The following is a 13,363-nucleotide window of genomic DNA, read 5'->3' as shown; positions in this document are numbered from 1 at the left end:
GACCCGGGCGGGCCGGCTCAGCCCGGGTGGGCGCCCACCGTGTCCTTGATCTGCGCGCCCAGGTCCCCCGCGCTGCGCGCGCAGTGGGCGCAGCAGAAGAACCGCCCCTCCACCTCGACCCCGTGGCCGAGGATCCGGCAGTCGCAGTGCTCGCAGCGCGGCGCGAGGCGCTGGATCGCGCACTCGAAGCTGTCGAACGTGTGCACCCCGCCGCCCACGGTCCGCACCTCGAAGGACATCCAGTAGTCGTTGCCGCAGACGTCGCAAGTCGCCATGGGCGCAGCGTGCGGCACCCCCGGTGACCCGGCAACTCGAACCCCGGCGGACCAGGCCGGACTCGAACCGGCGTCCTCCCTCCCAGGGGGAGGGCGCGTCAACCACTGCGCTACATGGTCCCGAGCCGGGCCGGATTCGAACCGGCGTCCTCCCTCTGCGCAAGAGGGCGCGTCGACCACTGCGCTACCTGGCTCCCGGCGTCAACACTAACCATTCGGACCGCTTTTCAGACAGTGCCGCTAAGGTCTGCCCGTGCGCGGGGTCGACTACTACGAACTCCTCGGTGTCGGTCGCAACGCGTCCGAAGCGGAGATCAAGTCCGCCTACCGCTCCCTGGCCAAGGTCATGCACCCGGACGCGGGCGGCTCCTCCGGCACCTTCCGCATGCTGCAAGAGGCATATGACACCTTGCGCGACCCGGCTCGCCGACGCGACTACGACCGCGGCTGGTCGCCCACCCGGCCGGGCGCGCGACCGGGCTCGCCGACCAGGCCGCCGCGCTCGGCCCGGACCGGGCGCGCGCGCAACCTGGGCGACGACCCCGACTTCGTACCCCCGAAGCCCGTCGTGGACCTCGGCGGCATCGCGTGGTGGCACCTGGTCGACCTCGGGCAGCGCGTGCGGTACGCGCCGCTCTCGGGTCCCGGGCACGCCCCCGCGCTGGCCGCCGTGTGCGGCTGGGTCCTCCTGCTGCTGCCCGTGGTGGTCGTCGACTTCACGCCGCTGGCGCTGGGCGTGTGGCTGCTCGTGGTGGCCGCCGCGGCGACGGCGGTGTTCCGGCTGTCCCGCCGGTACCTGCGAGCGGTCCGCGAGGACCAGGCGTTCGCGCGCGACCACGACACCGAGGTCACGCACGGGACCCCGGACGACCGGGTCTGCGAACACCTCACCGCGGAACTGCTCAACCGCTACCTGACGCGCCTCCCGGGAGCCCGCGTCTTCCACGGCCTGGCGTGGCCGGGCTCGGTGTTCGCCGACGTGGACCACGCCGTGCTCTGCGGGCGGCGGCTGGTGCTGATCGAGTCGAAGTCGTGGCTGCCCGGCCACTACGAGGCCGAGGACGACGGCACCCTGTGGCGCAACGGTCACCCGTTCCGGGGCGGCGGCACGCGGTTGCCGCGCAGCCTGGCGGTGTACCGGAAGCTGCTGCCGTGGCTGGAGGTCCGGTGCGCCCTGCTGGTGCACCCGAGCCGGGCGGGCGCGGTGACCACGGAACAGCCGGCGGACGCCGTCGTGCCACCGATGACGCCCGCGCAGTTCGTCGAGGAGATCGGCGACTGGCTGGCCGAGGACCCGGCCACGGTGGACCGGGAGGCGTTGCGCCTGCTCTTGGGCCAGGTCGTGCCGGTCACGCGGACCCAGTAGGCACCCGTCTCCCACGGCGAGTGCCGATCGGTGTGCGCTGCTCCACCGGGGCGGCAGGGTCGCCAGCAACCACGCAGGGCGACCGTGACCGACGGCAAGACCACCGGCGATCATGCTGCGCGCACGGCTTCCCCTTCCTCGAGGTGGCGGTCCAGGAGGAACGGCGACGGCGTCGGCACCGCGGCGGTCAACCGGTCAAGCCGTCAATCCGAGATGCAGCACTAGCGGGCTTCACGCCCTTCGAGGAGACGCGCTGCCTCAGCGGGGTCCATGAGGTTGGAAAATGCCTGCTCACCAGGGCGAAGCGGCCGGTCCGGCATGGCGAACTCGGGATACCAGCCGTCCCGATCACAGCCGGGCACGAGGCTGAGGACCACGGCCACCATGTTGTCCGGCACGGAGCCGGTGATCCGCAGGGCTACGTACGTGCCGCGCTCTTCAGAGCCCCGGACGAGCACACCGAGTTCTGCCCCTGCCACTTCGTCAGCGTGCTCGTGCCCGTCCAGCAACGAATCGCACACCAGCCGATGAACCGCCTCGCGCAATGCGCGCAGAAGGCGCACGCCTGCTTCGGCGCGATATCGGTCGCGGTCATCCTCCCCCGGAAGCCACTGGTCACAGCACGTCTGTGATTTCAAGGGAGGGCTGTGCTCAGCGTTGTACCGAGTACGTGCGGCTACCGCCGCGGTGGCGAGCGCTTCGTAGAAGTCGTCTCGACTACCGTCTTCCCGCACCCCGGCCGCCACGAGCCAACTCGGCTCCCCCGCCTCGACGACGGCCCCTCGCCACCGCTGGACCTTGACCTTGAACATGATCACGTCATCCACCGACCTGATCCGCTCACGTGGTCCTGCGGGCACGGCGAACTGATCGTTGGCTTTCCGGATCAGCGGGTGGTCGATCTCATCCAGCGGGTGGTCGATCGGCGGCAGTGCGATACCCAAATCGTCGAGCAGGCATCGCAGGGTGGGACGAACGGTCATCAGCCTTCGCGAACTCCACCGAGTTCCTCGAGGCGCTCACGAGACATGCCCGTCAGAACGGCCACTTGACTGGCCTCCGTGCCGTCGATCATCTGCATCGTACGGCGCAGGGCGGCGTTGATCTCTTCTCGGCGAGCACCCAGGTACTCGCGAACAGCCGCAGAGAGGAGGTCCTTCTGCGACATGCGCAGCGCGGTGGCCGCATGAGCGATCAAAGCATGCGTTTCTTGGTCGACCTTGACCGGGGCGGACTGGACAGCCACGCGACACCTCCTGGTACCCGTGGGTACCACGGTACCCACGGGTACCAGGAGGTGTCAAAAACGGCCGGGTGACCAGAACCAGCGATCAGCGCCCATGGCGCCCTCCACCGCATGAGTGAAGGTCAATACCTCACGGCCACCGTGCCAAGCTTCCGGCATGACGCGCATGGTGTGCCTGGCCCAGAACCCCGAAGCCGACGAACTGCTGGCCAACGACATGTTCGCCCTGTTGACCGGCATGTTGCTCGATCAACAGATCCCCATGGAGAAGGCGTTCAGCGGCCCCAAGGTCCTCGCCGACCGCCTCGGTGCGTTCTCCCCCCAGGTCATCGCCGACGCCGATCCGGACGAGTTCGCGGCGATCATGGCCCGCCCGCCGGCCGTGCACCGGTTTCCCGGGTCCATGGCCGCACGGGTGCAGGCGTTGGCCCGCGCCGTCGTGGAGGGGTATGGCGGGGAGGTTTCCCGGATCTGGGCCGAGGGGGACGGGGTGGCCGTGGTGAAGCGGCTCAAGGCGTTGCCCGGGTTCGGTGACCAGAAGGCGCGGATCTTCCTGGCGCTGCTCGGCAAGCAGTTCGGGGTTCGGCCCGAGGGGTGGCGGGAGGCCGCGGGCGCTTATGGGGAGGACGGGTCGCGGCGCAGCGTGGCCGACGTGGTGGATCGGGGGTCTTTGTTGGAGGTCCGGGACTTCAAGAAGGCCGCCAAGGCCGCTGCGGGGAAGTAGGGAACGCGCCCGTGGGGCGATACGCGCCGGTTAGAGTCCGGGCGTGCAGCTGCCGGGACTCTCCGACCTCACGCCCCTCGGCCAGGGCGGGTTCGCGACCGTGTACCGCGCCCGCCAGGTCCAGCTGAACCGCGAGGTCGCCGTCAAGATCGACAACCGGGTGCTGCGGACCGAGCGCGACCGGCGGCGGTTCCTGCGCGAGGCGCACGCCGCCGCCCGGCTGTCCGGTCACCCGCACGTGGTCTCGGTGCACGACGCCGCCTTCACCCCCGAGGGCACGCCGTACCTGGTGATGGAGCTGTGCACGGGCGGGTCGTTGGCCGACCTGGTCAGGCGCGAGGGGCCCCAGTCACCGGAACGGGTGCGGCAGCTCGGCGCGCAGCTCGCGGACGCGTTGGCGGTCGCCCACGCGGAGGGCGTGCTGCACCGCGACATCAAGCCCGGCAACATCCTGCTCGACCGGTACGGCACGGCCAAGCTCGCGGATTTCGGGCTGGCCGCCCTGCTGGACGCCGAGGGGTCCAGCACCGTCACGCGCGATTCGCTGAGCCCGAGCTACGCCCCGCCCGAGGCGTTCGCGATGGCCCACCCGACGCCCGCGGCGGACGTGTACTCGCTCGCCGCCACCCTGTACGACCTGCTCGCGGGCAAGCCGCCGCGGCCGGTGCCGTGGCCCGTCGAGTCGTTCGACCACCTCGGGGAGGTGCTGCGCTCGCCCGTGCCGCCGGTGCCGGGCGTGCCGCGCGACCTGCACGAGGCGCTGGTGCGGGCGCTGGAACCCGACGCCTCGCGCCGGACGCCCGGTGCCGCCCGCCTGCGCCAGGAGCTGGGCGGGCAGGTGGGGGCGTTCCCACCTGCCAGGCCGCCGCACGCCGGGCCGCCCGTGCCCCAGGCCGGGCCGAGCACGTCCAGCACGCCGCCGCACGCCGGGCCGCCCATGCCCCAGGCCGGTCCGAGCACGCCCGGCACCCCGCCGCACGCCGGGCCGCAGTACGTCACGCCGGCCTTCGCGACCGCGCCTCCGCCCACCACCCGGAAACCGTGGCCGATCGTCGTCGGCGGGGCGGCGCTGGTCGCGGTGGTCGCGGTCGGCGCGTGGTGGTGGGCCACCCGCGGCAACGAGGCCGAGGCCGGTGACGGGGCCGCGAGCAGCACCACCGACGTCACCCGGGCCGCCGCCGGGGAGCCGCCCCCGTTCCTCGACGCGTGCGACACGGGCTTCTGCGTCACCGAACCCACCTGCTACCACGGCATCAACAACTTCGGCGGCCAGCCCGCCACCGCCCGTCGCGCCGCGGACTGCTCGGTCGAGCACTTCTGGGAGGCCTTCGCGGGCGGCTGGCTGTCCGGTCCGCTGCCCAAGGTCACCAGTGACGACCTGGCGCGGGCGCCCGAGGTCGCCGGCGTGTGCACGCCGGAGGCGATGAGGGCCAACACCCGGCCGACCGTGGACACCTCGACGTGGCGGATCACGGCGGTGGGCTTCACCGAGGGCGACCGCTCCTACTTCCACTGCCTGGCCTCCGAGCCCGGCGCCGGTCAGGTCACCACGAGCGCCTTCGGCTCCTGAGCCGGCCTCAGCGCGAACACCAGCAGCACCAGCGCGACCAGGGCGGGCACCGCGGCGATCGGCGCCAGCGGCACCACGCCCACCCGGCTGACCACCAGGCCGCCGACCACGCCGGACAGGCCGACGCCCAGGTAGATCGCGGAGGCGTTGAGCGAGAGCAGCAGCCCGCCGCCGCCGGCCGGGGCCGCCTCGATCAGGATGCTCTGGATCGGCGGGTTGACCGACCAGGTCAGCGCGCCCCAGGTGAACAGCGCGACCGCCGCCGTCACCGGGGTGGTCGTGGTCAGCGGCAGCGTGGCCAGCACGACCACGAACAGGCTGAACTGCGCCGGCAGCAGCTTCCGGGTGTCGAACCGGTCGGTGAGCCGGCCCGCCGCCCAGTTGCCGAGCACCCCGCCGAGCCCGTAGGCGACGAGCAGCGCGCTCACCGCCGCCCCCGTCACGCCCGCGGTCTCGGTCAGCAGCGGCGCGATGAAGTTGAAGACGCTGAACGCGGACAGGCACGCCAGCACGGTCAGCGCCAGCACGGTCCGCACGCGGCGGTCGGCGGCGGGCGCGAACCGGTCGCGCAGGCTCACGGCGGGCGGCGCGTCGACGCGCGGCAGCCACCGCCACAGCGCGGCCGCGGCCAGCGCCGAGGCGAGGGCGATCAGCGCGAAAACGCCGCGGTAGCCGAGGGAGGCGCCCAGCAGGTTGCCCAGGGGCACGCCCAGGACCAGCGAGAGCGTCAGGCCGCCGAACACGAGGGCGACCGCGCGGCCGCGTTGTTCGGGCGGGCTCAGCACGGTCGCGACGAGCGTGGCGCCCGGCGTGTAAACGGCGGCGCCGAGGGCGCTGACCACGCGTCCGACCAGCAGCGACGGGTAGTTCTGCGCGAGCGCGGCGACCAGGTTCCCCAGCGCCGCCGTGCCGAGGGCGGCCACCAGGAGCGCCCGGCGCTCCCACCGGCCGGTGAGGGCGGCGAGCAGGGGCGAGGAGATCGCGTAGGCGATCGCGAACGCGGTGAGGAGCTGGCCGGCGGTGGCGTGCGAGACGTGCAGTTCCTCGCTCACCAACGGCAGCACGCCGGAGACGATGTACCCGCTCGTGCCGACGGCGAACGCGCCGGCGGCGAGCAGGTGGGTGCGGGTGGGCATGTCGGTTCCCCCGATGCGGTTTATTTCGACAGGGATCGTACTACGACACCCATCAAAGTTCGACGGATCTCGTACCATGGGCCCATGGCGAGCCCGATCCCCCACCCCGAGCGCGAGGAGATCCGCATCGAAGCGGTGCTCCACGCGCTGGCCGACCCCGTGCGGCTGCACATCGTGCGGGAGCTGGCCGCGCACCAGGAGGGGCTCTCCTGCGGCGGGCTCGACCTGGGGATCACCGCGTCCACGCTCACCCACCACCTGCGCACGCTGCGGGAGGCGGGCGTGGTGCGGGTCCAGCCGCGCGGCACGTCGCGGATCAGCACGCTGCGGCGCGCGGACCTCGACGCGCTCTACCCCGGCCTGCTGGACGGGGTGCTCGCCGCGCGCCGGTGACGGACTCCCGGTGACGGACTCCCGGTGAGGAACGCCCGGTAATCCGTTTGCCGAGCTTCCTAGGGTTGACAGACGTGCGCGCCTACGCCCGTTTAGCGCTGGCAGGATTCCGCAGGTACTCCACCTACCGACAGGCCATGCTCGCGGGCATGGCGACCAACGTCGTCTTCGGCATGCTCAGGCTGGCCGTGCTGGGCGCGGCCGTCTCGCAGGGCCCGATCGCCGGCTACGACCTCGCCACCACCTCCACCTACACCTGGCTCGGCCAGGGCCTGATCGCGTTCGTCGTGCTCTGGGGCGACAAGCAGCTCGCCGAGCGCATCCGCAGCGGCGACGTCGTGGTCGACCTCCACCGGCCCTGGCACCTCCAACTGGCCCTGTTCGCCGAGGACGTCGGCCGCGGCGCGTACGCGCTGGTGACGCGGTTCGCGCCGCCGATGGCGTTCGGCGCCCTGCTCTTCCCCTTCCGCTGGCCCGAAGCGGCCGCGCTCCCCGCGTTCGCGGTCAGCCTGGCCCTGGCCCTGACCACCAGCTTCGGCCTGCGGTTCCTGCTCAACGCCACCACGTTCTGGCTGCTGGACAACCGCGGCCTGCACGCCCTCTACACGGTGAGCACCTGGCTGCTGTGCGGCCTGACCGTGCCGCTGGCGTTCTTCCCGGACTGGGCGCGCACGGCCCTGTGGTTCACGCCCTTCCCCGCCGTGCTCCAGTCGCCGATCGACGTCTTCCTGTCCCTCGCTCCACAGTGGACCACCCTGGCGCACCAGGCGTTCTGGGCGGTCGCCGTGATGGTGGCCGGGCACCTGGTGCTGAACCGCGCCGTGCGCAAGGTGGTGGTCCAGGGTGGCTGAGCGCGTCTACCCCCGGCTCGTCGCCGCGCGGCTGCGCGGCCAGGCGTCCTACCGGGCCTCGTTCGCACTCCTGTGCGCGGTGTCCGCGCTGAGCCAGCTGGCGGAGCTGGCGGTCATCCTGGTCGTGTTCAACCGGGTGAGCGCGCTCGGCGGGTTCTCCGTCGACGAGGTGATCCTGATGTACGCGCTGGCGGGCGTCGCGTTCGGCATCGCCGACGCGGTCGCGGGCCAGTTGGACGAGCTGCCCACCTACCTCCGCACCGGCACGTTCGACGTCCTGCTGCTGCGCCCCCTGAGCACGCTCGCCCAGGTCATGACTTCGGACCTGCACCTGCGCAAGGTCGGCCGGACCCTCGCGAGCGCCGGCGCCCTGGTCTACGCGCTGGTCCACAACGACATCGCGTGGTCGCCGCTCACCGCGCCGCTCGTGGTGGTCGCCCCGCTCAGCGGCGCGGTCATCTTCTCCTCCGTCTGGGTGATCGCCTGCGCGCTCTGCTTCTGGGTGGTGGACGGCCAGGAGCTGGCCAACTCCGTGACCTACAGCAGCAACGCGTTCACCTCCTACCCCGCCACCGTCTACGGCCCGTGGCTGCGACGCTTCTTCACGTTCGTCGTGCCCGGCGCGTTCGTGGCCTACTACCCCGCCCTGGCCCTGCTCGGCCGACCGGACCCGCTCGGCGGCCACGCGCTGCTCGGCTGGGCGTCACCGCTGGTGGCGGCGGTGACCGCGGTCGTCGCGGGCCTGGTGTGGCGGTTCGCCGTCCGGCACTACCGAGGGACTGGATCATGATCGAGGTGCGCGACCTGCGCCGGGAGTTCACGCTCACCACCAAGACCGGCCGGTTCCGGCGGGAGAAGCGCGCGGTGCTCGCCGTCGACGCGGTCAGCTTCGACGTCGCCGCGGGCGAGGCGGTCGGCTACGTCGGGCCCAACGGCGCGGGCAAGTCCACCACCATCAAGATGCTCACCGGCATCCTGGTGCCGACCTCCGGGCACGTCCGGGTGTCCGGTGTGGACCCGTCGCGGTCGCGCCGCGAGCTGGCCCGGCGCATCGGCGTGGTGTTCGGCCAGCGCAGCCAGCTCTGGTGGGACCTGCCGCTGCGGGACAGCTTCGACCTGCTGCGCTCCATCTACCGGGTGCCGGCGCCCGACCACGCGCGGCGCCTGCGGGAGTGCGCCGACCTGCTCGACCTCGGCCCGTTCCTGGACACGCCGGTCCGCCAGCTGTCCCTCGGGCAGCGGATGCGCGGCGAGGTCACCGCCGCCCTGCTGCACGGCCCCGAGCTGCTGGTCCTGGACGAGCCGACGATCGGCCTGGACCTGGGGTCCAAGGAGCGCCTGCGCGAGTTCCTGGCCGAGCTCAACGCGCGGCGCGGCACCACCCTGCTGCTCACCACGCACGACCTGGACGACATCGAGCGCCTGTGCCCGCGGCTGGTCGTCATCGACCGGGGCACCGTGCTGGCCGACGGGCCGCTGGAGGCGCTGCGCGCCGAGGTGGCACCCGAACGGGTGCTCGTGGTGGACCTGTCGGAGCCGGTGGCCTCGCTGGCCGGGCTGCCGGGCGTCACCTCGGCCAGGGCCGAGCTGAACGGGTTGCGCCACCACCTGGTGTTCCGCCGCGCGGAGACCACGGCGGCGGCGCTCATCACGGCCGTCGCGGCGCGCGCCGAGGTCCACGACATCTCCGTCGGGGAACCGGAGATCGACGACGTGGTGCGGCGACTGTACGCGCGTCGGTAGGAGCGGTCTCGCGCACGTCGGTAGAGTCGGGCGAAACGGTCACCGCCCAGGACGGTCACCACCTACGAACGGGAGCCACTCATGCGCGCAGGTCGTCCGATCGCCACCCTCGTGCTGGCGCTGGGCCTCGCCGGCGCGGTCTCCGGGTGCGAGGCCGTGCAGGAGGCGCAGAACACCGCCAACCAGGTCGGCCAGGCCGCGGACAAGGCGCAGCTGTGCATCGAGGCGCTCAAGCTGGCCGGTTTCACCCCCGACGCGACCGACCCGCAGAAGGCGCTGGAGGAGACCCAGCAGAAGGCGCAGGAGCTGAACGACCTGGCCGCCAAGGCGGGCGACACCACGCTCCAGGACGCCATCACCGGCGTGGCGGGCACCATGAACCAGGTGACCCTGGAGGACCTGAGCCCGGCCAACATCGCCGCGTGGTCGCAGGAGAAGCTGGACCAGGTGGCGAAGCTGTCCAACGCCTGCGCCTGAGCCGACGCGCTCGGCGAGCGGGAAAACCACCCTGTCGGTACCTTCGGAACAGTCCTACGCTGTGACGCACCGGAGGTGTTGCAGATGTACGCGACAGTAGGCGACCGGTTGCACGTCCACAGCCGCGCGGTGGGTCTCGACGAGACGATCGGCGAGATCCTCGAGGTGCGCGGTTCCCGGGGCGCGCCGCCGTACCTGGTCCGCTTCTCCGACGGCCACGAAGGGCTGGTCTACCCCGGCCCGGACAGCCTGGTGGAGCCCAGGGTCCCCGAATCACCCAGGATCAAGGACTCGGCCTCGGCGCGGTAGGGCCGCGCCGGGTCGGTCCCCGTCGGCCCGAATTCCCCAGGCCCCGCACCCCGTGCGGCCTGGTGGACCCGCCCGTGCCCGCGAGGGGCGGGTCCCCTCCCCCACCGCGCGAGCGCCCGGACCCGGCCGTCCGGAGTGGACTCGACGGCCCCGCCCCGCTCCGGGGCGGCACGCCCGTCGTGCGGTGGTCCGCGCCGTTGGTGTTCACCCGCCCCGATAACTCGGTAGTGGTGCCCGGCGACAGCAAGTAGCGGTGCCGCACCGTCATCGCCCACGTTCGGACCGCATCCCCGAAGGCACGCGCCCGATCGGCTGATTCCCGTCCTTCACTCGCGGCCACCGCTGCCTCGGTGACGCCCGCCAGGTCGTGCCGCGCCGCGGAGAGTTTCGTGCGGTCACCCGTTCAGGTGGAGTTCAGGAGGGGCGGCGGGCGCGACCGGTCGCCCCGCCACCCCTCCTGACCCTCTCGTCGCGCCGGCCTAGCCGCGGATGACGGAGATCAGCTCGTCGGCCAGCTCGGGTGTCGCCGCGGCGACACCCGACCACCGGCGGGTCAGGTCCAGGTCGAAGGTCAGCGGCCGGCCGTGCAGGTCCAGCAGCACGCCGCCGGCCGCCGGCACCGTCACCAGGGCGGCGATCAGGTCCATCAGCCGGTGCGTGTCCGAGCCGGGGTCGGCGAACGCGTCCACCGCGCCCTCCGCGACCAGCATGGTCTCCAGGCACGTCGTGCACAGCACGCGCACCCGGTCGGCCTGGTTCGCCACGCGCAGCCAGGCCTCCTCGGTGCCGCGCTTGGGGCGCAGCAGGCACACGTTCGCGCCCTTGAGGACCTTGCGGCCGGTGGTGCGGAACGGCGTGGGCTCGCCCGCCCTGGCGTGCCAGGCGCGCCCGGTGTCGAACCACACCGTCAACGCCTCGACCGGCTCGTCGTCCACCACGAGGGCGCCCGCGAAGCACGACAGCGGCACGCCCGTGGCGGCGTTGGCGGAGCCGTCCACCGGGTCGATCACCAGGGTGGCGGCGGAGCCGTTGTCGAGGAACCCGGCCTCCTCGGACAGCAGGTTCGCGCCCGCGGCCTCCGCCGCCTCCGCGATGGCGGCCTCCACGATCGCGTCCACGCGCATGGTCGGCGTGCCGTCCGCGCCGTCGGCGACCTCCTCCCGCAGCTGGACGCGGGTGAACTCCGCGCGGGCCCCGCCGTAGGCGCGGGCGGCGGCCTCGGCGGTCGCGACGAGCGCGGGGTGGACGTCGGCGGGCAGGTCGGGCGCTGGAACGGGCCAGGTGTTCATGCCCTCAACATGCCACGGGAGGGCCACCCGCGGGGCGGCCCTCCCGTGCGGTGGTCACCCTCAGATCAGGCCCAGGGACTGCACCGCGTCGCGCTCCTCGACCAGCTCGGCCACGGAGGCGTCGATGCGGGCGCGGGAGAACTCGTCGATCTCCAGGCCCTGCACGATCGAGTACTTGCCGTCCTTCACCGTCACCGGGAAGGACGAGATCAGGCCCTCCGGCACGCCGTAGGAGCCGTCGGACGGGACGGCCATGGACACCCAGTCGCCCTCGGCGGTGCCGTTGACCCAGTCGTAGACGTGGTCGATCGCCGCGTTGGCCGCCGACGCCGCCGAGGACGCGCCGCGCGCCTCGATGATCGCCGCGCCGCGCTTGGCGACGGTCGGGATGAAGTCGTTCTCCAGCCACTGCTGGTCGTTCACGGCCTCGGCCGCGATCCGGCCGTTGACCTCGGTGTGGAACAGGTCCGGGTACTGGGTGGCCGAGTGGTTGCCCCAGATCGTCATCTTCTTGATCTCGGTCACCGACACGCCGAGCTTCTTGGCCAGCTGCGACAGGGCGCGGTTGTGGTCGAGGCGGGTCATCGCGGTGAACCGCTCGGCCGGCACGTCCGGCGCGTGGCGCTGGGCGATCAGGGCGTTGGTGTTGGCCGGGTTGCCGACCACCAGCACGCGCACGTCGTCCGCCGCGCCCGCGTTGATCGCCTCGCCCTGCGGCTTGAAGATGCCGCCGTTGGCCTCCAGCAGGTCGCCGCGCTCCATGCCCTTCGTGCGCGGGCGGGCGCCGACCAGCAGCGCCACGTTCACGCCGTCGAAGGCGGTCTTGGCGTCGTCGGTGATGTCGATGCCGGACAGCAGCGGGAACGCGCAGTCGTCCAGCTCCATCGCGGTGCCCTCGGCGGCCTTGACGGCCTGCGGGATCTCCAGCAGGCGCAGGCGCACCGGTACGTCGGCGCCCAGCAGTTGGCCGGAGGCGATGCGGAACAGCAGTGCGTAGCCGATCTGGCCGGCCGCACCGGTGACGGTCACGTTCACGGGCGTGCGGGTCATGAGCCTTCCCGAATGTCGTGGCTTGGAGTCCTCGGGCATGACCACTAGGCAGGCTGACGACCTGTCAGCGGCGGTCTCTACACCGGGACCGCGGCGCCGGGCGGTTGCCCGGCAGGTCGGAGGTTACCAACTGGCGAACGATGACAAGGTGTGACAGTGGACATCATCGGCGAGGACTACTCGGACGCGGTCTTGTACGAGCAGCGGTGGGAGGGGCGGGCGTTCGTCCGGTGCGACTTCACCGAGGCGGACATGCGCGGCCTGGTGACGTCGGGCTGCACCTTCACCGAGTGCACGTTCGACCGCACCGACCTGGGAGAGTCGTCGCACCGGGCGTCGGCGTTCCGCTCGTGCCGGTTCACGCGGGCCGTGCTGACGTCGGCGACGTTCACCTCGTGCACGTGGCTCGGCTCGACGTTCGTGGACTGCGCGATGCGGCCGATCACGCTGGAGGAGACGGATCTCACCCTCGCCGGCCTGACCGGCGCCGTGCTGCGCAAGGCGTCGCTGCGCGGCCTGCGCCTGCGCGAGACCAACCTGGAGGACGCCGACCTGCGCGACGCGGACCTGCGCGACGCCGACCTGACCGGCGCCCGCCTGCTCAACTGCCGCCTGGAGGGCGCCGACCTGCGCAACGCGCGCCTGGACGCCAACGGCCTGGTCCAGGCCTCCCTGCGCGGCGCCCGCGTCGACGTGGACACGGCCCTGGCCTTCGCCGCCGCCCACGGCCTCCACCTGACCTGACCCGAGCCCTCAACACACGCAACCGGACCGTACGACTCGCCGGTCCCGGACGTACGACACGCGCGACCCGAACGTACGACTCGCGATGCCCCGGTGGACGACACGCGATGTCCGACTGGACGACACGCCGGGCTTCGCGCGTGTCCTCCGGTCGGACACCGCGAGTCGTACGTTCAGGTCGGGTGAGTCG

General features: G+C 72.4%; 16 protein-coding genes and 2 tRNA genes. 10 read left to right on the top strand and 8 right to left on the bottom strand.

Annotation, left to right across the window (positions count from 1 at the left end; genetic code table 11):
- Window positions 1–17 precede the first annotated feature (17 nt).
- From ACFV4N_RS20035 to ACFV4N_RS20025, 3 genes are all read right to left on the bottom strand, one after another.
- Window positions 18–275 carry a metallothionein gene (locus ACFV4N_RS20035; RefSeq protein ID WP_499674057.1) on the bottom strand — a complete coding sequence of 86 codons (258 nt, stop codon included), beginning with the start codon at window positions 273–275 and terminating at the stop codon, window positions 18–20.
- A gap of 47 nt (window positions 276–322) precedes the next feature.
- A tRNA-Pro gene (locus ACFV4N_RS20030) sits at window positions 323–396 on the bottom strand.
- A tRNA-Arg gene (locus ACFV4N_RS20025) sits at window positions 397–470 on the bottom strand. It abuts the tRNA gene before it with no gap.
- A gap of 58 nt (window positions 471–528) precedes the next feature.
- Between ACFV4N_RS20025 and ACFV4N_RS20020 the strand changes: the two genes are divergently transcribed.
- Window positions 529–1,641, top strand: a complete 1,113-nt coding sequence (locus tag ACFV4N_RS20020) for a J domain-containing protein (RefSeq protein WP_499674056.1) — start codon at window positions 529–531, stop codon at window positions 1,639–1,641.
- Between the two features lie 221 nt (window positions 1,642–1,862).
- On the opposite strand, the gene ACFV4N_RS20015 is transcribed toward ACFV4N_RS20020, so the two are convergent.
- Together ACFV4N_RS20015 and ACFV4N_RS20010 are read right to left on the bottom strand one after the other, a co-directional pair.
- Entirely contained in the window at window positions 1,863–2,624 is a 762-nt protein-coding gene (locus tag ACFV4N_RS20015; protein ID WP_499674055.1) for a hypothetical protein, read from the bottom strand.
- Window positions 2,624–2,887 (bottom strand): hypothetical protein, encoded by a 264-nt coding sequence (locus ACFV4N_RS20010; protein ID WP_499674054.1) that lies wholly within the window; start codon window positions 2,885–2,887, stop codon window positions 2,624–2,626. The genes ACFV4N_RS20015 and ACFV4N_RS20010 overlap by 1 nt, the downstream gene beginning before the upstream one ends.
- Window positions 2,888–3,044: 157 nt before the next feature.
- On the opposite strand from ACFV4N_RS20010, the gene ACFV4N_RS20005 reads away from it, so the two are divergent.
- Together ACFV4N_RS20005 and ACFV4N_RS20000 are read left to right on the top strand one after the other, a co-directional pair.
- On the top strand, window positions 3,045–3,611 hold the full coding sequence (locus ACFV4N_RS20005; protein ID WP_499674053.1) for an HhH-GPD-type base excision DNA repair protein: 567 nt from the start codon (window positions 3,045–3,047) through the stop codon (window positions 3,609–3,611).
- A gap of 43 nt (window positions 3,612–3,654) precedes the next feature.
- On the top strand, window positions 3,655–5,181 hold the full coding sequence (locus ACFV4N_RS20000) for a serine/threonine-protein kinase (RefSeq protein WP_499674052.1): 1,527 nt from the start codon (window positions 3,655–3,657) through the stop codon (window positions 5,179–5,181).
- On the opposite strand, the gene ACFV4N_RS19995 is transcribed toward ACFV4N_RS20000, so the two are convergent.
- A complete protein-coding gene (locus ACFV4N_RS19995; RefSeq protein ID WP_499674051.1) occupies window positions 5,151–6,317 on the bottom strand; it encodes an MFS transporter in 1,167 nt (388 codons plus the stop codon). The genes ACFV4N_RS20000 and ACFV4N_RS19995 overlap by 31 nt on opposite strands.
- A gap of 84 nt (window positions 6,318–6,401) precedes the next feature.
- Between ACFV4N_RS19995 and ACFV4N_RS19990 the strand changes: the two genes are divergently transcribed.
- From ACFV4N_RS19990 to ACFV4N_RS19965, 6 genes are all read left to right on the top strand, one after another.
- Window positions 6,402–6,710, top strand: coding sequence for an ArsR/SmtB family transcription factor (locus ACFV4N_RS19990; RefSeq protein ID WP_499674050.1), 309 nt, complete (start codon window positions 6,402–6,404; stop codon window positions 6,708–6,710).
- Between the two features lie 74 nt (window positions 6,711–6,784).
- Window positions 6,785–7,561, top strand: coding sequence for an ABC transporter permease (locus tag ACFV4N_RS19985; RefSeq protein ID WP_499674071.1), 777 nt, complete (start codon window positions 6,785–6,787; stop codon window positions 7,559–7,561).
- Window positions 7,554–8,351 carry an ABC transporter permease gene (locus tag ACFV4N_RS19980; protein ID WP_499674049.1) on the top strand — a complete coding sequence of 266 codons (798 nt, stop codon included), beginning with the start codon at window positions 7,554–7,556 and terminating at the stop codon, window positions 8,349–8,351. Before ACFV4N_RS19985 ends, ACFV4N_RS19980 begins: the two co-directional genes overlap by 8 nt.
- Window positions 8,348–9,304 (top strand): ABC transporter ATP-binding protein, encoded by a 957-nt coding sequence (locus ACFV4N_RS19975; RefSeq protein WP_499674048.1) that lies wholly within the window; start codon window positions 8,348–8,350, stop codon window positions 9,302–9,304. The genes ACFV4N_RS19980 and ACFV4N_RS19975 overlap by 4 nt, the downstream gene beginning before the upstream one ends.
- A gap of 81 nt (window positions 9,305–9,385) precedes the next feature.
- Entirely contained in the window at window positions 9,386–9,781 is a 396-nt protein-coding gene (locus tag ACFV4N_RS19970) for a bacteriophage spanin2 family protein (protein ID WP_499674047.1), read from the top strand.
- An 84-nt stretch (window positions 9,782–9,865) separates the two neighbouring features.
- On the top strand, window positions 9,866–10,090 hold the full coding sequence (locus tag ACFV4N_RS19965) for a DUF1918 domain-containing protein (RefSeq protein ID WP_499674046.1): 225 nt from the start codon (window positions 9,866–9,868) through the stop codon (window positions 10,088–10,090).
- Between the two features lie 479 nt (window positions 10,091–10,569).
- Here the strand turns inward: ACFV4N_RS19965 and ACFV4N_RS19960 are convergent, their stop codons facing one another.
- Together ACFV4N_RS19960 and ACFV4N_RS19955 are read right to left on the bottom strand one after the other, a co-directional pair.
- Window positions 10,570–11,379, bottom strand: a complete 810-nt coding sequence (locus ACFV4N_RS19960) for an inositol monophosphatase family protein (protein ID WP_499674045.1) — start codon at window positions 11,377–11,379, stop codon at window positions 10,570–10,572.
- 60 nt (window positions 11,380–11,439) lie between these two features.
- The gene (locus ACFV4N_RS19955; protein WP_499674044.1) at window positions 11,440–12,429 is read right to left on the bottom strand and encodes a malate dehydrogenase; all 990 of its coding nucleotides are present in this window, start codon (window positions 12,427–12,429) and stop codon (window positions 11,440–11,442) included.
- Between the two features lie 156 nt (window positions 12,430–12,585).
- Between ACFV4N_RS19955 and ACFV4N_RS19950 the strand changes: the two genes are divergently transcribed.
- Window positions 12,586–13,173 carry a pentapeptide repeat-containing protein gene (locus ACFV4N_RS19950; RefSeq protein ID WP_499674043.1) on the top strand — a complete coding sequence of 196 codons (588 nt, stop codon included), beginning with the start codon at window positions 12,586–12,588 and terminating at the stop codon, window positions 13,171–13,173.
- Window positions 13,174–13,363 lie beyond the last annotated feature (190 nt).

The organism is Actinosynnema sp. NPDC059797 (assembly GCF_042732085.1).
In the GTDB taxonomy this organism is placed as follows: Bacteria; Actinomycetota; Actinomycetes; order Mycobacteriales; family Pseudonocardiaceae; genus Actinosynnema.
Note: the sequence above shows the minus strand (reverse complement) of the source record. Positions and strands in the feature narration are given on the sequence as shown.

What these genes read in the sequence shown, in the direction of transcription:
- ACFV4N_RS20035 (WP_499674057.1), bottom strand. Translation starts at nt 275, where the DNA reads ATGGCGACTTGCGACGTCTGCGGCAACGACTACTGGATGTCCTTCGAG.
- ACFV4N_RS20015 (WP_499674055.1), bottom strand. Translation starts at nt 2,624, where the DNA reads ATGACCGTTCGTCCCACCCTGCGATGCCTGCTCGACGATTTGGGTATC.
- ACFV4N_RS20005 (WP_499674053.1), top strand. Translation starts at nt 3,045, where the DNA reads ATGACGCGCATGGTGTGCCTGGCCCAGAACCCCGAAGCCGACGAACTG.
- ACFV4N_RS19995 (WP_499674051.1), bottom strand. Translation starts at nt 6,317, where the DNA reads ATGCCCACCCGCACCCACCTGCTCGCCGCCGGCGCGTTCGCCGTCGGC.
- ACFV4N_RS19990 (WP_499674050.1), top strand. Translation starts at nt 6,402, where the DNA reads ATGGCGAGCCCGATCCCCCACCCCGAGCGCGAGGAGATCCGCATCGAA.
- ACFV4N_RS19975 (WP_499674048.1), top strand. Translation starts at nt 8,348, where the DNA reads ATGATCGAGGTGCGCGACCTGCGCCGGGAGTTCACGCTCACCACCAAG.
- ACFV4N_RS19970 (WP_499674047.1), top strand. Translation starts at nt 9,386, where the DNA reads ATGCGCGCAGGTCGTCCGATCGCCACCCTCGTGCTGGCGCTGGGCCTC.
- ACFV4N_RS19965 (WP_499674046.1), top strand. Translation starts at nt 9,866, where the DNA reads ATGTACGCGACAGTAGGCGACCGGTTGCACGTCCACAGCCGCGCGGTG.
- ACFV4N_RS19960 (WP_499674045.1), bottom strand. Translation starts at nt 11,379, where the DNA reads ATGAACACCTGGCCCGTTCCAGCGCCCGACCTGCCCGCCGACGTCCAC.
- ACFV4N_RS19955 (WP_499674044.1), bottom strand. Translation starts at nt 12,429, where the DNA reads ATGACCCGCACGCCCGTGAACGTGACCGTCACCGGTGCGGCCGGCCAG.